This is a genomic window from Edaphosphingomonas haloaromaticamans (genome assembly GCF_001853345.1).
GTDB classification, from domain to species: Bacteria; Pseudomonadota; Alphaproteobacteria; order Sphingomonadales; family Sphingomonadaceae; genus Sphingomonas_E; species Sphingomonas_E fennica.
The window spans coordinates 2428328-2448888 of sequence record NZ_MIPT01000001.1; the positions used below are offsets into that span (position 1 = coordinate 2428328).

The 20561-nt window shown below is 66.4% G+C and carries 16 protein-coding genes and 1 tRNA gene; 13 read left to right on the forward strand and 4 right to left on the reverse strand.

Annotation, left to right across the window (positions count from 1 at the left end; genetic code table 11):
- Positions 1-2: 2 nt before the first annotated feature.
- The 6 genes from rimM (at position 3) to BHE75_RS11300 (ending at position 4644) form a co-directional block, all read left to right on the forward strand.
- Positions 3-473 carry a ribosome maturation factor RimM gene (rimM, locus tag BHE75_RS11275; protein ID WP_070935773.1) on the forward strand — a complete coding sequence of 157 codons (471 nt, stop codon included), beginning with the start codon at positions 3-5 and terminating at the stop codon, positions 471-473.
- Positions 474-542: 69 nt separating this feature from the next.
- On the forward strand, positions 543-818 hold the full coding sequence (locus tag BHE75_RS11280; protein WP_015456921.1) for an AbrB/MazE/SpoVT family DNA-binding domain-containing protein: 276 nt from the start codon (positions 543-545) through the stop codon (positions 816-818).
- Positions 815-1195 carry a type II toxin-antitoxin system VapC family toxin gene (locus BHE75_RS11285; RefSeq protein ID WP_015456922.1) on the forward strand — a complete coding sequence of 127 codons (381 nt, stop codon included), beginning with the start codon at positions 815-817 and terminating at the stop codon, positions 1193-1195. The genes BHE75_RS11280 and BHE75_RS11285 overlap by 4 nt, the downstream gene beginning before the upstream one ends.
- Positions 1192-1932, forward strand: a complete 741-nt coding sequence (gene trmD, locus BHE75_RS11290) for a tRNA (guanosine(37)-N1)-methyltransferase TrmD (protein WP_070933920.1) — start codon at positions 1192-1194, stop codon at positions 1930-1932. Before BHE75_RS11285 ends, trmD begins: the two co-directional genes overlap by 4 nt.
- 3 nt (positions 1933-1935) lie before the next feature.
- Positions 1936-2316, forward strand: coding sequence for a 50S ribosomal protein L19 (rplS, locus tag BHE75_RS11295; protein ID WP_015456924.1), 381 nt, complete (start codon positions 1936-1938; stop codon positions 2314-2316).
- Positions 2317-2430: 114 nt separating this feature from the next.
- Positions 2431-4644, forward strand: a complete 2214-nt coding sequence (locus BHE75_RS11300) for a S9 family peptidase (RefSeq protein ID WP_070935775.1) — start codon at positions 2431-2433, stop codon at positions 4642-4644.
- Between the two features lie 33 nt (positions 4645-4677).
- Here the strand turns inward: BHE75_RS11300 and BHE75_RS11305 are convergent, their stop codons facing one another.
- On the reverse strand, positions 4678-5394 hold the full coding sequence (locus tag BHE75_RS11305; RefSeq protein WP_070933921.1) for a hypothetical protein: 717 nt from the start codon (positions 5392-5394) through the stop codon (positions 4678-4680).
- A 200-nt stretch (positions 5395-5594) separates the two neighbouring features.
- Here BHE75_RS11305 and BHE75_RS11310 point away from each other — a divergent pair, with 200 nt between their 5' ends.
- The 6 genes from BHE75_RS11310 to BHE75_RS11335 all read left to right on the forward strand — a co-directional run bounded on the left by BHE75_RS11310 (position 5595) and on the right by BHE75_RS11335 (position 11015).
- Positions 5595-6620: an aspartate-semialdehyde dehydrogenase gene (locus BHE75_RS11310; RefSeq protein ID WP_015456927.1), complete on the forward strand. Its 1026-nt coding sequence runs from the start codon at positions 5595-5597 to the stop codon at positions 6618-6620.
- Positions 6621-6631: 11 nt separating this feature from the next.
- Positions 6632-7267, forward strand: a complete 636-nt coding sequence (locus tag BHE75_RS11315; RefSeq protein ID WP_254684429.1) for a DUF2238 domain-containing protein — start codon at positions 6632-6634, stop codon at positions 7265-7267.
- Positions 7264-7713, forward strand: coding sequence for a GFA family protein (locus BHE75_RS11320; RefSeq protein ID WP_070933922.1), 450 nt, complete (start codon positions 7264-7266; stop codon positions 7711-7713). The genes BHE75_RS11315 and BHE75_RS11320 overlap by 4 nt, the downstream gene beginning before the upstream one ends.
- An 84-nt stretch (positions 7714-7797) precedes the next feature.
- Complete coding sequence (locus tag BHE75_RS11325) at positions 7798-8553, forward strand: alpha/beta fold hydrolase (RefSeq protein ID WP_070935778.1); 756 nt, start codon at positions 7798-7800, stop codon at positions 8551-8553.
- A gap of 63 nt (positions 8554-8616) precedes the next feature.
- Positions 8617-10443, forward strand: coding sequence for a M2 family metallopeptidase (locus BHE75_RS11330; protein ID WP_070933923.1), 1827 nt, complete (start codon positions 8617-8619; stop codon positions 10441-10443).
- 38 nt (positions 10444-10481) lie between these two features.
- Positions 10482-11015, forward strand: a complete 534-nt coding sequence (locus BHE75_RS11335; RefSeq protein ID WP_070933924.1) for a 2'-5' RNA ligase family protein — start codon at positions 10482-10484, stop codon at positions 11013-11015.
- Here BHE75_RS11335 and BHE75_RS11340 read toward each other — a convergent pair.
- A complete protein-coding gene (locus tag BHE75_RS11340; protein WP_015456933.1) occupies positions 10984-11388 on the reverse strand; it encodes a DUF3775 domain-containing protein in 405 nt (134 codons plus the stop codon). The two genes, BHE75_RS11335 and BHE75_RS11340, sit on opposite strands and share 32 nt — an antisense overlap.
- Before the next feature lie 100 nt (positions 11389-11488).
- Positions 11489-12715 carry an NAD(P)/FAD-dependent oxidoreductase gene (locus tag BHE75_RS11345; RefSeq protein WP_070933925.1) on the reverse strand — a complete coding sequence of 409 codons (1227 nt, stop codon included), beginning with the start codon at positions 12713-12715 and terminating at the stop codon, positions 11489-11491.
- A gap of 140 nt (positions 12716-12855) precedes the next feature.
- Between BHE75_RS11345 and BHE75_RS11350 the strand changes: the two genes are divergently transcribed.
- Positions 12856-12932: transfer RNA gene (locus tag BHE75_RS11350), tRNA-Met, on the forward strand.
- Between the two features lie 265 nt (positions 12933-13197).
- Here BHE75_RS11350 and BHE75_RS11355 read toward each other — a convergent pair.
- Entirely contained in the window at positions 13198-20403 is a 7206-nt protein-coding gene (locus BHE75_RS11355; RefSeq protein ID WP_070933926.1) for an autotransporter domain-containing protein, read from the reverse strand.
- Positions 20404-20561 lie beyond the last annotated feature (158 nt).

Genomic DNA, 20561 nt, shown 5'->3' on the forward strand with positions numbered 1-20561 from the left:
GGATGCACGATCGCCCCGTGACGCTGGCGGCCATCATCGGCGCGCACGGCATAAAGGGCGAAGTGCGTCTCAAGCTCTTCACCGATGATCTTGCGCCTTACACCACGCTTCACGCCGGAGACCGCGCCTTCACGCTGAAAAGCGTGCGGCCCGGCTCCAACGGCGCCGTGGCGCGCTTCGCCGAGATCGCCGATCGCGATCAGGCGGAGGCGCTGCGGGGCGTGGCGCTCACCGTCCCCCGATCGGAGTTGCCGCCGCTGGGGGAGGGTGAATATTATCATGTCGACCTGATCGGCCTGCCCTGCGTCGCCGATGGCGTCGATCTGGGCACGGCGGTGGCGGTCGAGAATTTCGGCGCCGGCGACATCGTCGAGATCGAGCGGCCCGGCGGCAAGCGCTTCATGGTGCCCGTCGCCGCCGCCGTCACGGTGGAGCCCGATCGCCTGCTGATCGATCCCGCCTTCGTGGAGTAGGTGCACCCCCCGCAGGTTGCGAGGCCGTGGCAACAAGCGTATATACATTTTGTATATACGGAGATCGTGATGGGCGAGGAATATCGCGCCAAGATATTCAAGTCCGGCAATTCGCTGGCACTGCGCTTGCCGAAGGCGCTCGGCCTCAAGGAAGGGCAGGAGATGATCGTGCGCGAGGAGCAGGCGAAATTCACCTTCGAGCCTGTCGAGCCGCCGAAGAAGAATCTCGACATCAGCGGCTTCTGGGGGAAAGCGCCTTGGCTGGAAGCTCCGCTGCGCGAGGATTTCGAGGAGCGGCCGAGCACGATCGCGCGTCGCGAAAAAGAGGCTCGCGACAAAGCGTGATCCGATTCCTGATCGATTCCGATTGTGCCGTCTACGCCATGACGGCGCGATATGAGGGGCTTGGCCGGCGCCTCTCCCAATGCGAGCCAGGCGAGGTGGGCATTTCCGCGATCAGTTTTGCAGAGGTCGCCCTTGGTTCAAGCAATGGCAAGCCGCCGCCGCGAGATGTGCTGGCTGCTTTCATCCAAGCCATTCCTCTACTTCCTTTCGATGAGGCGGCCGCCCGGGCCTATGCCCAACTGCCGTTTAGGCGCGCCCGCTTCGATAGGCTGCTGGCGGCGCATGCGCTGAGCATCGGGGCGACTATCATCACCAACAATGAAGGTGACTTCTCGGATGTCCCGGGATTGACGGTCGAGAACTGGACATTGCCATGACTTTCGCCGCCACGATCCTCACCCTTTACCCGGAGATGTTCCCCGGTCCGCTGGAGCTTTCGCTTGCCGGCCGCGCGCTGGGCGAGGGCAAGTGGGTCTGCGATCCCGTGCAGATCCGCGATTTCGCGACGGACAAGCATCGCTCGGTCGACGATACGCCGGCAGGCGGCGGCGCGGGCATGGTGATGCGGGCCGATGTGCTGGCCCGGGCGGTGGATCATGCCATGGATCGCCAGCCCGGCGTGCCGGTGCTGGCGATGACGCCGCGCGGCCGCCCCCTCACCCAGGCGCGCGTGCGCGATCTGGCGGCCGGCCCCGGCGCAATCATCCTCTGCGGCCGTTTCGAGGGAATCGACGAGCGTCTGTTCGAAGCCCGGCCGATCGAGCCGGTGTCGATCGGCGACTATATCCTTTCGGGCGGCGAGATGGCCGCTTTGGTGCTGCTGGATGCTTGCATTCGGCTGCTTCCCGGCGTAATGGGCGCCGCTTCAAGCGGGGACGAGGAAAGCTTCGAAAGCGGCCTCCTCGAATATCCGCATTATACCCGACCTGCCGAGTGGGAAGGGCGCACGATCCCCGAAGTGCTGCGATCTGGGGATCATGCGAAGATCGAGGCGTGGCGCACCGCCATGGCCGAGACGGATACAAGGCTAAGGAGGCCGGATCTTTGGGAGCGCCACGAGGGTGCTCGGGTCCAGTCTCCCTCTGGCGCGCGGCAACAGAAGAAGGAGCGGTGAGCCATGAACCTCATCCAGACGCTCGAAGCCGAGCAGATCGCCAAGATCACCGAAACCAAGAAGATTCCCGAATTCCGTCCGGGCGACACGCTGCGCGTCGGCGTGAAGGTCGTCGAAGGCGAGCGCACCCGCGTCCAGAATTATGAGGGCGTGTGCATCGCGCGCTCGAACAAGGGCATGGGCTCGTCCTTCACCGTGCGGAAGATTTCCTTCGGCGAAGGCGTCGAGCGCGTGTTCCCGCTCTATTCGCCGAACGTGGAATCGATCGAGGTCGTTCGTCGCGGCGTCGTCCGTCGCGCGAAGCTCTATTATCTGCGTGGCCGCACCGGCAAGGCCGCTCGCATCGCCGAGCGCCGCGACACGCGGGTTGCCGCCGAAGCCTGATCGCTTCAGCGCATCTTCGAAAAATCGGGCGCGGGTGGCATGCCATCCGTGCCCTTTTTCTTGCGGGGCATCCTCCCTCTTGCCTCCCCGGCGCTTCATCCCGATAAGCCGGCGATGCTCCGCATTCTCGCCCCCGCCGCCCTGATCGCGGCCGCAGCCCTCGTCCCCTCTACCGCCTTTGCCGAGAAGATCACGCTCGAGCGGCTGTTCGCCAGCCCGGCCATCGCCGGACCGACGCCGCGCCTGCTGAAGCTTTCGCCCGACGGCCGCCTCGCCACCCTGCTGCGCAACCGGCCGGACGATGCCGAGCGCTTCGATCTCTGGGCGATCGACACGCGCACCGGCAAGGCGCGCATGCTGGTCGATTCCCGGAAGGTCGGCACGGGGGCCGCGCTGTCGGAGGCCGAGAAGATGCAGCGCGAACGGCTGCGCATCGGCGGCAGCAAGGGCATCGTCGCTTATGACTGGGCGCCGGACGGCCAGCATATCCTGGTTCCGCTCGATGGCGATCTCTACCTCGCAGACCTCGCCGGCGGCGTGCAGCGGTTGACCGACAGCCCGGAAACGGAGCTGGACGCCACCGTCAGCGACAAGGGGCGCTTCGTCTCCTATGTCCGCGAAGGCAATCTTCACGTCATCGATATCGCCAGCCGCGGCGATCGCGCCCTGACCACGGATGGCGGCGGCACGACGAGCTGGGGCGTCGCCGAATTCGTCGCCAATGAGGAGCTGGATCGCCGCCGCGGCCATTGGTGGGCGCCGGACGACAGCCTGATCGCGGTCGCCCGCGTCGATGAAAGCAAGGTCGAGGTCTCGTCCCGCGCGGCGATCGGCGCGGAAGGCACCACCCTTTTCCAGCAGCGCTATCCCCGCGCCGGCACCCCCAATGCGGCCGTGGATCTGTGGCTTATGAAGCCGGACGGTTCGGGCCGGGTGAAGGCCGATCTGGGAACCGATCCCGATATCTACATCGCCCGCGTCAACTGGCTGCCGGATGCGAGCGCGATCCTCGTCCAGCGCCTCAATCGCGCGCAGGACAGGCTCGATATGCTGCGCGTCGACGCCCGCACCGGGGCTTCCACGGTCCTGTTCAGCGAGACGGCGGAAACCTGGGTCAATGTGAACGGCAATCTCCACGCGTTGCGCGACGGCGGCCTGATCTGGTCGTCCGAACGGGACGGCTATGACCATCTCTATCTGTGGAAGGACGGCGCCTTCCGCCAGCTTACCCACGGCAAATGGGCGGTGGAGAAGCTGGTCGGCGTCGACGAGAAGGCCGGCCAGCTGTTCTTCACCGGCTTTGCGGACAGCACGCTCGAACAGCATCTCTACGCGCTCGACTATCGGCAGGGCGGGGAACCCCGCCGGCTGACCGCGGCCGGCACCTGGAACGATGCGGTGATGGACGGCGCGGCCGCGCGCGCCATCGTCACCACCACCCGGCCCGATCAGCCGAAGCAGGTCTGGCTGGCCGATGCCGCCGGCAAGCGGCTTGCCTGGATCGAGGAGAATGCGGTCAAGGGCAGCCACCCGCTCGCCCCTTATGTCGGCGATCTGGTGAAGCCGGCCTATGGCACGATCAAGGCGGCCGATGGCGCCACCGACCTCGATTATGCGATGCTCGTCCCCCCCGGCCTGAAGCCGGGGGAAAAGGCGCCCGCCTTCGTCTTCGTCTATGGCGGGCCGCATGCGCATACGGTGAAGCGCGATTTCTTCGATCTCCGCATGCAATATCTCGCCCAGCAGGGCTGGGTGGTGTTCATGCTCGACAATCGCGGCATGGGCGATCGCGGCAAGGCGTTCGAGGATCCGATCCATCTGCAGATGGGCAAGCCGGAGGTGGCCGATCAGCTGAAGGGCGTGGAATGGCTCAAGGCCCAGCCCTTCGTCGATCCGGCCAAGGTCGCGGTGATGGGCTGGTCCTATGGCGGCTATATGACGCTGAAGCTGCTGGAGGCGGCCCCCGGCACCTTCGCCGCCGGCGTCTCGGTCGCCCCCGTCACCCGGTGGGAGCTTTACGATACCGCCTATACGGAACGCTATCTCGGCAATCCGGCGAAGGACAAGGCGCCCTATGACGGTGCCAGCGCCCTCGATAATGCCACCGCCATCGCCGATCCGCTCCTGCTGGTGCATGGCATGGCGGACGACAATGTGCTGTTCGAACATTCGACCGCGCTGATGGCGAAGCTGCAGGATGCGTCCAAACCGTTCGAAACCATGGTCTATCCGGGCAAGACCCACTCCATCTCCGGGCAGGCGACCAGCCTGCACCTGTGGCGGACGATCGAAGCGTTCCTGAACCGCACGGTGAAGGCCGCCAAATAAGGGGAGGGGGCCTCCACGCCGCCCCTCCCGGCGTCACGGGGTGGAGGATTGCTGGTCCGGCGCGAGCGGATCGTCCGCGTTCGCGCCGCTTGCCAGGCCGACGCCGCCGCCGATCCCCATGCCCATACCCATGCCGGCGCCCATTCCGCCGCCACCGCCTTGCCGGCCTTCCCCCCTGCCGCTTTCGCCCTTCCGCCCGCCGCTTGCGCCGGAGGGGCGGGTGGGGCCCTGCATCGGGATGGCAAGCCCGGCCGGGATCGGATCGAGGTCCAGCGCCTCGCGGATGAAATCGCGGAGCGAGATCACCAGATCATGGGTGTGGACGGGGTGCCCCGCGACCAGCTCGCGCGCGGCGCGTTCCGCCAGCCGCACCTGTTCCTCGGTGCCCAGCAGGATGATGTCGGAAAGCGCCGCCTCCACCGCGTCGCGGATGCGCCGCGCCCTGTCCGATCCTTCCGCCCCGGCGGCCGGCACGGTCTCCCCTTCGCCGTCCGGTTCCGCGCGCCGCCGCAGATCGCGCAGATGCGCCGGATCGACCGCCAGATTGCCCGTGAAGGAGCCGCCCAGCGTCTTGTAGGCGGCGATCAGGGTCCGCAGTCGCTCGTTGATCTGGCGGTTCATCCGCTCCCGCCGCTGCTGGATGGTGAACATCACCACCAGGCGGATGCTGACGCCGATCAGGGTGACGAGCGCCAGCCCGATGAGCGTCGCCAGCACGCTCTGCCACGAACTGAAGTCGATATTGCGCAAGGGGCGCCTCCCGCGATGCTGGCCGGCTGCTGGCCGGCTGCTGGCCAAGGGCTAAAGCAAATGCCCGGCTCGATCCAGCCGCCGCCGGCCAAGGCGCGCTTTTGGCGGCTAAAGCTCTGCGGGCTGGACATCTGCGCCCGCTCCCCTAAACCCGCGCCGGGCCGCATGTGCGGCCTTCATGTCCAACTGGAGCGAGTATAATGGCCTATCGGGTAGTCGTCGTCGGAGCCACCGGGAATGTCGGGCGCGAAATGCTCAACATTCTGGCCGAGCGCGAGTTTCCGATTAAAGAGATCGCCGCCGTCGCATCCTCCCGCTCCACGGGGGATGAGATCGAGTTCGGCGAGACGGGCCAGAAGCTCAAGGTCAAGAATCTCGAGCATTTCGATTTCACCGGCTGGGATATCGCGCTCTTCGCCGTGGGATCGACCGCGACCAAGGAATATGCGCCGAAGGCCGCTGCCGCCGGCTGCGTGGTGATCGACAATTCGTCGCTCTACCGCATGGACCCGGATGTGCCGCTGATCGTGCCGGAAGTGAACCCGGATGCGATCGACGGTTATAAGGCGCGCAACATCATCGCCAATCCCAACTGCTCGACCGCGCAGATGGTGGTGGCGCTGAAGCCGCTGCACGATGCCGCGAAGATCAAGCGCGTCGTCGTCTCCACCTATCAATCGGTGTCGGGTGCCGGCAAGGCGGGGATGGACGAGCTGTTCGAACAGTCGCGCAACATCTTCGTTGGCGATCCGGCCGAACCGAAGAAGTTCACCAAGCAGATCGCCTTCAACGTGATCCCGCACATCGATGTCTTCCTGGATGACGGCTACACCAAGGAAGAATGGAAGATGGTGGTGGAGACCAAGAAGATCCTCGATCCGAAGATCAAGGTAACGGCCACCTGCGTGCGCGTGCCGGTGTTCGTCGGCCATTCCGAATCGATCAATATCGAGCTGGAGGACGAGCTTTCGGCCGAGGACGCGCAAAAGATCCTGCGCGAGGCGCCGGGCGTGATGCTGGTCGATAAGCGCGAGGATGGCGGCTACGTCACCCCCGTCGAATGCGTCGGCGATTTCGCCACCTTCGTCAGCCGGGTGCGCGAGGACCCGACCGTGGAGAACGGCTTGGCCCTCTGGTGCGTGTCCGATAATCTTCGCAAGGGCGCCGCGCTCAACGCCGTCCAGATCGCGGAGCTGCTTGGCCGCCGTCATCTGAAGAAGGGCTGAGGCCCTCCGCAGTGACCGGCTATCGCGCCGCTTGGCGGTCCCTGCCGGTCGCCCAGCGGTGGATGATCGGGCTGCTCGCACTGGCCGTTCTGCTGGCCAATGTCGCGCAGCCCTTTCCTGAAGTGGCGCCGCTGCATCACCTGCCCACCGTGGCGGTGATCGCAGCGGCGCCGCTCTTTCTGGCGCGCTGGCCGCTCTCGACCCGCGCCGTCGCCTTCCTCTTTGCCTTCTGGCTGCTCCACACGCTCGGCGGCCGCTATACCTATTCCAACGTTCCCTATGACGCATGGGCGTCGGCGCTGTTCGGCGTCTCGACCGGCGATCTCCTGGGGACGACCCGCAACCATTATGACCGCCTCGTCCACCTCGCCTTCGGGGTGACGAGCATCCCCGCCGCGATGGAGCTGGCGCGGCGACAGGGCGCGGGGCCGTTCGCGGCGGCCTGCCTCGGCGTGGGCTTCGTTGCGGCCGCCAGCGCCGTCTATGAGATATTCGAGTGGGGCCTCACGCTCGTGATGGCCGGGGGTGCCGCCGATGCCTATAATGGCCAGCAGGGCGACATCTGGGATGCCCAGAAAGACATGGCGATGGCGATGCTGGGAGCGCTGGCGATGGCGGCGGTGGAATTGCGGCGGCGGGCGGCATGACGGAGAAGCTCATGGCCGGCGGCTGCCAGTGCGGCCGCATCCGCTACGAAGCGGTGATCCGCGACGACGAAGCCTATCTCTGCCATTGCACCTATTGCCGGCGGGCGACGGGCAATGTCTCGGTCGCGTTCAAGAATGTCCCGCAGGCCGATGTCCGCTGGGCGACGCGGGAGCCGGACTGGTATCAGTCCTCGCCCATCGCCCGGCGGCCTTTCTGCCCGCAATGCGGCACGCCGCTGGGCTTCACCTATCTGGACGGGACGAACATCGATCTCACCGTCGGTTCGTTCGACGATCCGGGCTTCTTCCGCCCGACCTCCAATTTCGCGATCGATACGAAGCTCGCGGCATGGGAGGATACCAGCCATCTGCCCGGCATGCGCGCGGACGAGCATCAGCCGCTCACCGATCGCTGGGTTGCCGCGACCGGCCGGCTGCCGGATTGATCCGCCGATCGGCCGGAACGGTGGATCGATCGCGCTCAAGCGGGTAGGGGACGCGGCATCAGGATTTACCGGGTGATCGATCGCATGACGGACGTGAAGGAAGGCCGCTTCAACGGCAGGGACGGCACCGAGCTGGCCTGGAAGGAAACGGGCGAGGGGCGGCCGCTGGTGCTGATCCATGGCTATTTCTCCAACGCCCTCACCAACTGGATCCGCTATGGCCACGCCGTGCTGATCGCGGACGCCGGTTTCCGCGTCATCATGCCGGACCTGCGCGGCCATGGCGACAGCGCCAAGCCGCACGATCCCGCCGCCTATCCCCGCGACGTGCTGGCCGATGACGGGCTGGCGCTGGTCGATCATCTCGGCCTCGCCGATTATGATCTCGCCGGCTATTCGCTGGGCGGGCGGACGAGCGTGCGCATGCTGGTGAAGGGCGCCGCGCCGCGCCGCGTCGTCCTGTGCGGCATGGGGCTGGATGGCATCCTCCACACCGCCGGACGCGGCGATTATTTCCGCAAGGTCCTCACCAATCTCGGCAGCTTTCCACGCGGATCGGGCGAATGGATGACCGAGGCCTTCCTCAAGACCACGGGCGGCGATCCGGTGGCGCTGCTCAACATCCTCGAAACCTTCGTCGATACCACGCCCGAGGAGCTGGCGGCCTTCGATCGTCCCGTGCTGGTCGTCACCGGGCGGGAGGATGACGACAACGGATCGGGCGAGGCGCTGGCCGATGCCATTCCCGGCGCGCGCTTCCAGCCGATCCCCGGCAATCATATGAGCGCGGTGGTGAAGCCCGAGCTTGGCCAGGCGATCCGGGATTTCCTGGCGGCTTGACCGGCCGGGGCCGCCGGAGCGATTGTGCGCGCAATCGCAAATAGACCTTTGGGGGCCTTTTCCATGAAAATCCCGTTCCGCGCCGCCGTTTCGGCCGTGGCGCTCGGCGCACTCGCCGTTTCCGCCGCCGCCTTCGCCGCCAAGGATGCCGCGCCCACCGCCACCGATGCCGATCGCTTCGTGGCGGCGGCCGAAAAGGAGCTGTTTGATCTTTCCATCCCGACCGCGCAGGTCGCCTGGGTCAACGCCACCTACATCACCGACGATACCGACGCCCTGAACACCCTGTTCGGCGCCAAGAATACCGAAGCCTCCGTGCGCCTCGCCAAGGAGGCCGCCCGCTACGACAAGGTCGCGGGCCTTTCCTTCGATACCCGCCGCAAGCTCGATATCCTGCGCCAGGGCATCGTCCTGCCGGCGCCCGCGACCGAGGGGGCCGCGACCGAATTGAACGCGCTGTCCACCCGGATGAGCTCCACCTACGGCAAGGGCCGCGGCACGCTGGCCGGCAAGGAGATCAACGGCTCCGATATCGAGGAGAAGATGGGCACAGTCCGCAACCCGGACCAGCTCAAGGAAATGTGGGCGAGCTGGCATGACAATGTCGGCAAGCCGATGAAGGCCGATTATGCCCGCATGGTCGAAATCGCCAACCAGGGCGCGAAGGAGCTGGGCTACAAGGATCTCGGCGCCATGTGGCGCTCCAACTACGATATGTCGCCGGATGAGTTCGCCAGGCTGACGGACAAGCTCTGGCTGCAGGTGAAGCCGCTCTACGATCAGCTCCACTGCTACACCCGCACCAAGCTGAACGAGAAATATGGCGATGGCGTCCAGCCCAGGACCGGCCCGATCCGCGCCGATCTGCTCGGCAACATGTGGGCGCAGGAATGGGGCAACATCTATGACGTCGTCGCCCCGGCCGGCGCCGGCGACGTCGGCTATGACACGACCGATCTGCTGAAGGCCAAGGGCTATGATGCACTGAAGATGGTGAAGGGCGGCGAGAATTTCTTCTCCTCGCTCGGCTTCGCGCCGCTGCCCGACAGCTTCTGGCAGCACTCCCAGTTCACCAAGCCCGCCGATCGCGAGGTGATCTGCCACGCGTCCGCCTGGGACGTGGACAATAAGGACGATCTGCGGATCAAGATGTGCATCAAGGTGAATGGTGACGATTTCACCACCATCCACCACGAGCTGGGCCATAATTATTACCAGCGCGCCTATAACAAGCAGTCCTATCTCTACCTGAACGGCGCGAACGACGGCTTCCACGAGGCGATCGGCGATGCGATCGCGCTATCGATCACGCCCGACTATCTCGTTCGGATCGGGCTGCTCGATCCGGCGAAGGTGCCGCCGGCGGACAAGGATATTGGCCTGTTGCTGCGGCAGGCGATGGACAAGGTCGCTTTCCTGCCCTTCGGCCTGCTGGTCGATAAATGGCGCTGGGGCGTGTTCGACGGGTCGATCGCGCCGCAGGATTACAACAAGGCGTGGACGGCGCTCCGCCTGCAATATCAGGGCATCACCCCGCCCGTGGAGCGCGGAGCCGACGCCTTCGATCCCGGTGCTAAATATCATGTGCCCGCCAGCACGCCCTACACCCGCTATTTCCTGGCGCGCATCCTCCAGTTCCAGTTCTACAAGGCCGCGTGCGACCAGGCCGGCTGGAAGGGGCCGCTCCACCGCTGTTCCTTCTACGGCAACAAGGAAGTCGGCGCGAACCTGAACAAGATGCTGGAGATGGGCATGTCGAAGCCCTGGCCGGACGCGCTGCAAGCCTTCACCGGCAGCCGCGAGATGGATGGCACGGCGATGATCGCCTATTTCAAGCCGCTGATGACGTGGCTGGAACAGCAGAACAAGGGCAAGACCTGCGGCTGGTGAGCCAAAGGCGGGCAGGCGCGGCGGATGGGGCAGGGGCCTTGCCGCCGCGCGGCCCGATCATCGTGACGGCGGATCTGGGGCCCGCCGATCTCGCCCGCCTCGATGCCCTGCGGCGCGCGTATTACCCGGCCGATCGCAACCGGGTGCCCGCACACCTCACCCTGTTCCATCACCTTGCGCCGTCCCTGGCGGAGGAGGCCGGCCGCCGGCTGGCCGCGGAAACCCGGCATGCGCCGCCGCCCGCGGCACGCATCGCCGGGATCATGAAGCTGGCGCGGGGCACCGCCTTCCGCGTCGATTCGCCGGGGCTGCAGGCGATCCGCGCCCGGCTGGCCGACGCCTTCGATCGCTATCTCACGCCCCCGGATGCCGCGCCCTGGCGCCCGCACATCACCATCCAGAACAAGGTGGATGCCAGCGCCGCCGCCGCCCTGCAAAGGGAAATGGCCCGTTCCTTCCGGCCCGGCCCGATCGCCATCGCCGGCCTGTCCCTGTGGCGCTACGAGGATGGCGGATGGGTGGCGATCGGCCGCCATCCCTTCAATCGATCTGGCCGATCCCCTCGCAACTGAGATCGAACGCGGACAGCCCGGCCTCCAGATAGGCGGCGAGCAGCGGCATATCGAGCAGCAGGTCGACCGGGTCTTCCTCGCTGTTCAAGGCCTCCTCCTGCGCATCCTCCCATTCGCTGGCGTCATAGGTGCCGCGCCCGATCCACGCGAGCGCCAGCACGTCGGCGATCTCGTCGTCCGCCATGTCGTCGAGGAAGGTCCGCACCTCATCCTCGATGGCGACATTGGCCTCGTCCTCCAGCACGGCCATGGGATCGTCGGTATCGGTGGGATCATCCTCCCCGTCCGCCTCGATCGCCGGCACCTGCGCTTCCAGCTCCCGGGCGCGGATTATCAGCCGGCAGACACTTTCCAGTGGGACGTTCAATTCCATGTCAGCCTCCTTCCGCCAGCTTTTCGGCAGTGGGGCGGCCCGCGGCGGTGCCGCCCCGAAATCGAAACGGGAACGAGGGGAAGGCCCGCCGGTTCCCGCCTCAGGCCGCCAATGTCTTCAGCTGGACGCCGGCATCGGCGAGCTGGTCCAGCGGCGGGGCGATTCCGCCGGCCACCAGCGCGCGACCCTGCACATAATCCTTGGTCGCGTTGACGCAGTCGAGCGCGATCACCCTGCCGTCCTTCAGATAGACGATGGAGAAGCTGCGCTCTGCCGGGTCGCCGCGCATCACGATCCGGTCGTGCCCGATGGAAAGACCAACCGTCTGCAGGCGCAGGTCATATTGGTTGGACCAGAACCACGGCACCGCCGAATAGACATCGTCGCCGCCCATGATCGCCTTGGCGACGATGGTGGCCTGATCGTTGGCGTTCTGCACCGATTCCAGCCGGATGCGGGCGCCGCCGGCAAAGCCGTTCTCATGCGCGGCGCAATCGCCGATCGCGAAGATATCGGGCAGGCTGGTGCGGCATTGGCCGTCCACGTCCACCCCGTTGCCCCCGGCGGCGCCGGCCGCGATCAGCGGCTCGATCGCCGGGATGATGCCGATGCCAACGATCACCATCTCGGCCGGCAGCTCGGTGCCGTCCGCCAGGCGCACGCCCACGGCGCGGCCGTCCTTCTCGACGATGCAGTCGACCGCCACGTTCAGCCGCACGTCCACGCCGTGCGCGCGGTGCTCCGCCTCGTAGAATCGCGACAGCGGCTCGCCCGCCACGCGCGCCAGCACGCGGTCCAGCGCCTCCAGCACCGTCACCTGCTTGCCCAGCTTGGATAGCACGGCGGCCGCTTCCAGCCCGATATAGCCGCCGCCGATCACCACCACCCGATTCGTGGTCGCCAGCTCGCCCATCATCGTGTCGACATCGGCGCGCGTGCGCACGGCGTGCACGCCCTTCACGTCATGGCCGGTGCAGGTCAGCCGCCGCGGCGAGCCGCCCGTCGCCCAGATCAGCTTGCCGTAGCCGAGGCTGCTGCCGTCGGCCAGCGTCACCCTATGCGCCGCCGGATCGACCGACACGACCCGCCGGCCCAGCAGCAGATCGACGTTGCGCTCTTCCCAGAAGGCGGCCGGGCGGATCAGGATTCGCTCGAACGTCTTCTCGCCCGAAAAATAATCCTTGGAGAGGGGCGGGCGCTCATAAGGCAGCTCCGGTTCGTCGCCCAGCAGGGCGATCGTGCCTTCGAACTTCTGCTGCCGCAGCGTCAGCGCCGCCTGCGCGCCGCCATGGCCGGCACCCACGATCAGAACGTCATAATGGTCCACGCTTCTGTTTCCCCTCGCATCCGATTCCCGGAAATGCCTGTATCGCGCGAAGTTGCGCGACGCCAGTTGACCGGTGCCGCGAGCCTGCCTATAGGCCCGCCCACGCCCGGCGACGAAGCGTTCGCCGGCGGCCCGATTGGGGCGGAGTAGCTCAGCTGGTTAGAGCAGCGGAATCATAATCCGCGTGTCGGGGGTTCAAGTCCCTCCTCCGCTACCAACGTTGGACACACCCTTTCCCGCGTAAAAACTGGTAGTTTTCCGGCCTATCCGCTGCTTGCCATGCGCAAATGGGCGACCAAGCTAAGCGAAGCCATCGAGCGTGTGAGGATTCGCGCGTGAACATGCGGGTTGAGCGGGCGTGTTGCCTGAGCGATTCCCAAGCGATTGGAATCTCTTGCAGCTCAAAAAATCGCGACAGAAATAAAACTAGGCCGGTTCGCGACAGTTGAGGGTGCCGCGAACCGGCGATCGATCGGAATCGCTTAGAATGCGAGCGAGAAGGTGGCCTTGCCGCTGTGGTTCTGGGCGCTGGCCGCAGCATCGCCGGTATAAGCGATGTCGAGGCGGGCGCGGCTGGAAAGTGCCAGGCCGAGGCCGATGTCGGTGGATAGTGCATCCTTTGCGATGGGCGTGCCGCTGACCAGGAAGCGGCCGCCATTGGCCAAGGCGAGGGCGGCTTCGGGGGTGCGATCGCCGAAGGCGTGGCGCCAGCCGGCGGTGACGTTCAGGTCGATCCCCATGGAGCCGAGGTCGAACGCCCGGCGGATATGCGCACCAGCGGTGGTGAAATCGGTGGTCATCACATCATGGGCGAGGGTGAGCGCCGCCGCGCCGCCTTGTTCGCGGGTTGCCTCGCTATCGACCGAGACATGGGCGATGCCGGCGAACGGCTCGATCGCGGTGCCGCCCAGCGTGAAGCGGTAGCCGATCTCGGCAAAGCCCTGCGCGGTGGATGCCTGCCGCCGGGATTTGGCCGTATCGCTGAAGCCTTCGAAACGCACGTCGCGGGTGATGTCCGCATCGTGCCAGCTGAAGGCGAAGCCGCTGCGCAGGCTAAACCGGCCGGTATCTGCGCCCGCGTAAAGGCCGAGATGATAGCTGTCGATATCGGCATCGGACGAAGCGGCGCGCAGATCGGCGTCGCCCTTCTGCCAGCCGCCGAACAGGCCCAGCTGCACCGTTTCGGCTGCGATCGCATCGACGCCCATCAACAGGCCGGCGGCCGAATGCTTTACCCGGCGGGCATTGTCATTGCCGTCGATCCGGCCCCAGGAGCCGATGCCCTGCATCCACCAGTTGGTGCCGCGCTGGGCGTCCACCGCGGCGCCGGCATTGCGCATGCGATCGAAGGCGGCCGCGCGGATGAAGCGGCTGTCCTCCGTCAGCACCGCGCCCAGCGAGGCGTGGATCTCGCCGGAGAGGCTGTCGAACGCGGTGGCCGCCTGATCGGCGGTGAGCGTGACCACGGCCTGATAGAGGGCGTTGCCCATGCCCAGCGCTTCGACCGCGCCGGCGGTCGCCCGCTGGTTGCCGGTTACGCCGACCGACGCGAACCCTATATCGTTGCGATCAAGGGTCAGCGTCACGGCATTGGCGGAATAGCTGAGCGAGGGAGTGAGGAAGGCGTAAGTGGAGGTGACATCGGCAAACTGCCCCTGGATGCCGCCCGCCGCGGTGAGGATCGTGTAGCTGGCGTTCGGCCGATAATCGCCGGAGAAACCGATATGGGCGACGGTGCCACCGTTCAGGAGCGCGCGACCGGTGGCAGCGATGCGATCCGCGGCGCTGCCAGTGGGATCGACTTCGACCTGATAGGTCGATCCCGCCGCGAAGCTGATGTCGCCATTGACGGTAAGCAGGCCGATCGAATTGCCGGGCGAGATGATGCCGCCGGCCTCGACGGCGGTGGTGCCCAGCGTGCCGTTGCCGCCGACGATGCCGGCCGCGCCGATCCGCAGCAGGCCGCCGAAGCTGCCGCTGGCGATGAGCTTGCCGTTCCTGACATCGATGCCGCCTGCGAAAGAGCGACTGTCGCCGGTCAGCTCGATATGCTGGCCGCCGTCGATGGCGAGCGTGCCGGCGCCGCTGAGGCTGCCGGCATAGCGGCCGCTGGCGGATTGATCGAACAGCAGGGTCGCGCCCGATGCGATCATGGCATTGCCGGAGAAGCCCTGCGTGGTGGTAGCTAGCGTGCCCTGTTCGATCCGCCAGTCGAGGCTGGACGCGCCGGTCAACGTCAGGGTCGCGGCGCCCGTCTTGACCATCGTGCCGGCCACGCCTTCGAGGCCGGCGATGGCGCCGGTGAAGCTGCCGTCGCTCCCCTGGTTGAATATGACGGTTCCGGCGTTGGCGATATCGCCGCGGATCGCCGCGCTGTTGCCGATCAGCGTGCCGGCTTCGACCAGAGTGTTGCCGGTATAGCTGTTCGTGCCGGTGAGATGGAGGGTGCCGCGATCGGCCTTGACCAGATCGCTGGCACCGGTGAGTTCGGAGGCGATCGTGGCCGTCATCGCGGCCCCGGCGGCGGAGCCGTCGCCGACGCGGATCACGGTGCGGCCGCCGGTGCCGGCGAGGCCGAGCGCATCGCCTGACAGCCTGTAGCCGTCCGAAGCGAACTGCATGCCCGAAATGGCCAGCGCGCCGGCGCTGTCGTCAAGGGTGACGGTGCCGCCGGCCGCCTGGAAGATGGCGAAGCCCGGCGCCGGACGCATCGCGCCGGAGGCGAGGCCGTTGCCGTTGGTCCAGGCGGCGCCGTTTGCCGCCCAGATGCCGTCGCCGCCGTCGATCACGCCGTCATTGTGCCGGGTGGCGTCGCTACCATCCCAGAACAGCAGGTCGGCCCCGGCGGAGGAGATGATGTTGACCTGGCCCGCAAGTGCGGTCTGGATCGCCAGATCACCGGCGCCGACGCCGGTGGGCAGGATGTCGAGGACGAGGCCGTTGTCGACAAGCGTGCCGCCATAATCGAACAGTCGATAGACGCCCGCGCCGAAGCCGCCGGCATCGGTGACGGATAGCCTTCCATCGAGGGTGAGATCGCCCGTCACGCTGAACAGCGCCGACGAGGAAGGGGTTCCCAGGAGCGCCACGACATTGGCGTCGTTGCCCAAGGTCAGGCTGCCGATGGTGAGCGTATCGCCCGCGCGGCCGATCAGCGCGCCGGAGCCCGAGACATCGACCGCGCCGAGCTGGCCCGTGCCTTCCAGCGAGCCGCCGGTGCCGACCTGGACCGTGCCGCCCAGCGCGCCATCGACGCGCAGCGTGCCGGACAGGACGCTGCTGGTGCCGGCAAAGCCCGCGCTGTCGCCCGTCAGGGTGAGCCGTCCGGAACCGGACAGGTTGAACGCGCCGGTTCCCAAGATCTGGTTCGCATAGGTGGCGGCGCCGCTGCCCGCCAGCGTGAACGCCGCGCCGCCGGAGATGACGGCATCGCCGGTGAAGTTGCCCGCCGTGGCGATCAGGCCGCCTTCGACGATGTGCCAGCCGAGGCTGGACGTGCCCGTCAGGGTGAGGACGCCGGCGCCATCCTTATACATCAGGCCGTTCGCGCCGTTCAGCCCCGCTATATCGCCCGCGAAGCTGCCATCGCTCAGCTGATGGAAGTCGACCAGGCTGCCATTGGCGATATCGCCGCGGATGGAGGCGCTGTCGCCGGCCAGCGAGCCGGCTTCGACCAGAGTGTCGCCGGTGTAGCTGTTGGCTCCGTTGAGGACGAGGCGGCCGCTGCCTGTCTTGACCAGATCGCCCGAGCCCGAAATCGCGCCGCCGAGCGTGACCTGGATTTGCCCCACCGTATCGAAATTGCCATCCGCGTTCAGGGTGATGCCCCGGCTGCTGGACAGGCTGCCCTGGAAGACGAGCGCGCCGCCGTCGAAGGTGATTCCGCCGGCGGCGGCGCCGAGATTGGCATCCTGGAGCACCAGAACCGTGCCGTCGGCTATGCGGGTGCCGCCGGCATAGCTGTTGATGCCGCGCAGATAGAGGTCGCCCGCGCCTGTCTTGGTGAGGCCGCCGGTGCCGGCGATGACGGTGTCGACGACGGCGAAATCGCCGAGCACGCGGATTTCGGCATTGCCGTCGGCACGGGCGGAGCCGTCGATCAGGAGCCGGCCGGCGCCGGCCAGCGCATAGCCGGTGTCGACGAACTGGAGCCCCTGGAAGCTATGGTCGCCGCTGACCGCGATGGTGCCGCCGGCGAAGCTGCCGGCATCCTTGAACACGGCGTTCTTGCCCGCCCAGGCCACTGGCATCACGCCGTTCTGGTTGAGCCAGGTGGTGCCTGCCGCATCCCAGGTGCCGTTTCCGCCCTGCCAATGCTGGATCGTGTCATCGCCGGCGGCGGCGGCGAACAGATCGACCCGGCCCGATCCGGCCTGGATCTGATAGGCTGCGGGATCGGCGAGGGCGGGCGTCGTCCCGATGGTCAGGCCATTATCGGTCAGCGTGCCATTATAGGAGATGAGCCGATAATAGCCGAGGCCGGCCGCGCCGTCGGCCGGCGTGCCGCTCTGGCCGAGGTTGATGATGCCGTCGAGCACGAGGTTGCCGCTCACCGCGATGCGGTCGCTGGTGCCGGCCGCCGGATTCGCGGCAGCACCCGGGCTTCCCAGTTCGAAATCGAGGATCGATCCGCTCGCCAGCGTGAGATCGCCCGCCACGTTGAGCGTGCCGATCGAATTGCCGGGCGCGATCCGTCCGCCGGATTGGACCGTCGTGCTGCCCACCGTGCCCGATCCCGCCAGCCGCGCGCCGCTGGCCACCGTCAGCAGGCTGCTCGATGCGATCGATCCATTCACGTTGAGCGTGCCGCCCGATACCAGCGTGGCGCCGGTATAGCTGTTGGCGGTGCCCGACAGCGTCATGGTGCCGCTGCCGATCTTGGTGATGCCCAAGGTGCCGGCGCCGTTTTGCAGATCGCCGGCAAAAATGGTGGAACTGTTGTCGCCGCCGGTTGTCAGCACCCGTCCCGGGCCTCCGCTGGTAACCGAGCCGGCACCGGCCAGCGCGCCGATGGTCTGGTCGTCGTTGCCGAGATCGAGCCGACCGCCTGTATCGACGGTTATCGCGCTCAGGTTGCTCAACGCGCCCGTGGCGTTTGCGTAGAGCGTGCTGCCCGACGATATGGTCGTGGCGCCGGCATGGCTGTTGGCGCCCAGGAGCGTGACGGAAGCGTTGCTGATCTGCAGATTGCCGCCGCCGGAAATCATGCCTGTGATCGTCAGGTCGTTGCCGCCGTTCAGGTCGAGCGTCTTGCCTGCATCGAGATTGATCGCGTTGACCACGTAAAGGCCCGCCAGGCTTCCGCTAAGGCTGGCGTCGCCGGTGACATGCAATATGCCGTTGCCCAACGCCGCATTGGTGCTGATGGCAATGGTGCCGCCGGCCAGGTTGAAACCGCCGGTGAAGCCGTTGGAGCTGTTCAGCGCCAGCACGCCGGTGCCATTATATGTGAGGCTGCCGGTGCCGCCGATCGAGCCGTTCATTTCAATATAGTAACCGCCGACAATGCTGAGATTGGCGTCGAGCGTCACGTCATTGAAAAGGAGGGCATTGGTATTGGACTTGAGCGTTGCGGCGCCGCCGACGGTCAATGCGCCCGTGCCGAGAGAGAACACGGAGCCAAGCGTCAGGCTGCCCGCCATCAATTGGACGCCGCCCGAAAAGGAATTGCTGGAATTCAGCGTCAGATCGGCGGCGCCTGTCTTGATGATCGAACCGCCGCCGCTCACGATGCCATTCAGCGCCAGATCGTTGGTGCCGCCGACGGCGAGGGCGGTCTGAAGGTCGACATCGTTGGAGAGGGCGATGGCGGTGTTTGCATCCAGCGTGCCGCCACCGATGACGCGCAGCATGCCCAAGCCCAATGCGGTGTTGGAGCCGAGCGTCAGGCTGCCGGATACCAGATTCATGCCGCCGCTGAACAGGTTGGCGCCGTTCAGCGTGAGATTGCCTCCACCGTTCTTGATGATCGAACCGCCGCCGCCCACCATGCCATTCAGCCCCAGATTGCCGTTGCCGCTTATGGTGAGGTTGGCGTGGATATCGACGCTGTTGGGCAGAGTGACGGCGGTATTATAGGCGGCGGACAGCGTGCCGGCGCCCAGGACCACGAGGCCCCCTGTGCCGAGCGCCCAGTCGTTGCCGACCGTCAGTTCCCCGCCCAGCAAGCCGGTGCCACCGGAATAGGTGTTGGTGCCCGTCAGGGTCAGCACCCCGCTGCCTGTCTTGACCAGGCCCAGGCCGCCGCCATGGATAGTGCCGGAGAAGGTGGTCGAACTGTTATCGTACCCGGTCGACAGCTGCACCAGCACGCCGCCGCTATTTGTCACCGTGCCGTTGCCGGCCAGTGAGCCGATATCCTGGCTGTAGCTGCCCAGATCGAGCGTGCCGGAATAGCCGACCGTCACGGCGCTGTTGTGGCTCAACGCACCGGACGCGTCGGCGCGCAGCGTCCCCTGGTCGATCGTCGTGGCGCCGCTATAGGTGTTGTTGCCGGACAATATCATGGTGCCGAAGCCGGTCTTGGTCAGGCCCAGGGGGCTTGCGCCATCCTGGAGGCTTCCGGAGAAGGAGGCGGCGGGGCTGGTGCCTTGCACCACCGTGGTCAGCACCGCCGCCCTGCCGCCGCTGTTGGTCACGGTGCCGGGACCTGTGCTGGTCAGTGCGCCGATCGTCTGGTTGTAGCCATTCAGATCGAGCCTGGAGGCCAGGTTCAACTCGACAGAGCTGTTGCGGGAGAACGCATTCTCCCCGACAGCCCTGAGCGTGCCTTCATACAGCACCGTGTCACCGGCATAGGTGTTGCCGGAGCCGTTCAACGTCAATGTGCCGGAACCCCATTTGACGATACCGCCGGAGCCGACGAGCGCGGTGGTGGCGCCGATGCCGATATCATAGATGCTCGTATCGACGACCATGCTTCCAGCACCGATCGTGACGTTTCCGAAATTCTGGAGATAATCGGCTATCGTCTGGGTCGCCCGAAAGCCGCCGCCATTGGCGGTGATCGTCCCGGCACCCAACCCCTTCGCGATATAGCCGGTTTCGACCATGCCGGATGCGATGTTGAGCGAGCCGTTCAGGTCGAGGCCGCCGGCGCTGCCTGCCTGCTCTGCGACAATGACGGCGGACGCGTGGACGATACCGCCGGTGTCCACGGTCAGATAGCCGCTTCCCGCCTCGCCAATTCGCAAGATGCCTGCGCTCGTCAGGCGTGCGCTGCCATCAGTCACGGTCACGCCGCCATAAGAGCCGCTGGAAGAGCCGATGCTGATTTGTGAGGCGGTGGCCTGGCCAAAGTTGCTGATCGCCAGCGTGGCGGTGCCGGAACCGCCGACTATGAGATCGCCATTGTTTGACCAAAAGGAAACGCCGCTCATGGTCACCGCCCCCGTCGAGGAGGCTGACCTGCCGATTATGCCGGAATCGCTGATGATATTGCCGCCGTTGACGTCCAGTCCACCCGTGCCGCTATCGCCGACGATGAGGGGACCCGGGATTACCCAGCTCGGACCAGCCTGTATCGGAGTCACATCCCCTACCGCCGTCATGCCCTGCGCATGGGCGGGGGCCGCCATCGCGGAAAAAGTGGCGATGGCGGTGGTGAGGAGCAGGTGCCGATGGCGGATTCCGGGATAGCGATGATATCGCGTGACCGACCGTGCCACGCTGCCCTTGCCCGAAACCATCTATTTCCCCCTGCCGATACCCGGATCGCCGATGAACGGCACGAGCGCCGCCATTTCTATGATATGACGAAATAATCCGTTAACGGGCGGGGGGCGTGACGGGCTTGGCCGCGGGTGCCGGACGCTGGGGGATTCCCCGGCCACCCCCGCATGCGGGG

What these genes read in the sequence shown, in the direction of transcription:
- rimM (WP_070935773.1), top strand. Translation starts at nt 3, where the DNA reads ATGCACGATCGCCCCGTGACGCTGGCGGCCATCATCGGCGCGCACGGC.
- BHE75_RS11280 (WP_015456921.1), top strand. Translation starts at nt 543, where the DNA reads ATGGGCGAGGAATATCGCGCCAAGATATTCAAGTCCGGCAATTCGCTG.
- trmD (WP_070933920.1), top strand. Translation starts at nt 1,192, where the DNA reads ATGACTTTCGCCGCCACGATCCTCACCCTTTACCCGGAGATGTTCCCC.
- rplS (WP_015456924.1), top strand. Translation starts at nt 1,936, where the DNA reads ATGAACCTCATCCAGACGCTCGAAGCCGAGCAGATCGCCAAGATCACC.
- BHE75_RS11300 (WP_070935775.1), top strand. Translation starts at nt 2,431, where the DNA reads ATGCTCCGCATTCTCGCCCCCGCCGCCCTGATCGCGGCCGCAGCCCTC.
- BHE75_RS11310 (WP_015456927.1), top strand. Translation starts at nt 5,595, where the DNA reads ATGGCCTATCGGGTAGTCGTCGTCGGAGCCACCGGGAATGTCGGGCGC.
- BHE75_RS11320 (WP_070933922.1), top strand. Translation starts at nt 7,264, where the DNA reads ATGACGGAGAAGCTCATGGCCGGCGGCTGCCAGTGCGGCCGCATCCGC.
- BHE75_RS11325 (WP_070935778.1), top strand. Translation starts at nt 7,798, where the DNA reads ATGACGGACGTGAAGGAAGGCCGCTTCAACGGCAGGGACGGCACCGAG.
- BHE75_RS11330 (WP_070933923.1), top strand. Translation starts at nt 8,617, where the DNA reads ATGAAAATCCCGTTCCGCGCCGCCGTTTCGGCCGTGGCGCTCGGCGCA.
- BHE75_RS11340 (WP_015456933.1), bottom strand. Translation starts at nt 11,388, where the DNA reads ATGGAATTGAACGTCCCACTGGAAAGTGTCTGCCGGCTGATAATCCGC.
- BHE75_RS11355 (WP_070933926.1), bottom strand. Translation starts at nt 20,403, where the DNA reads ATGGTTTCGGGCAAGGGCAGCGTGGCACGGTCGGTCACGCGATATCAT.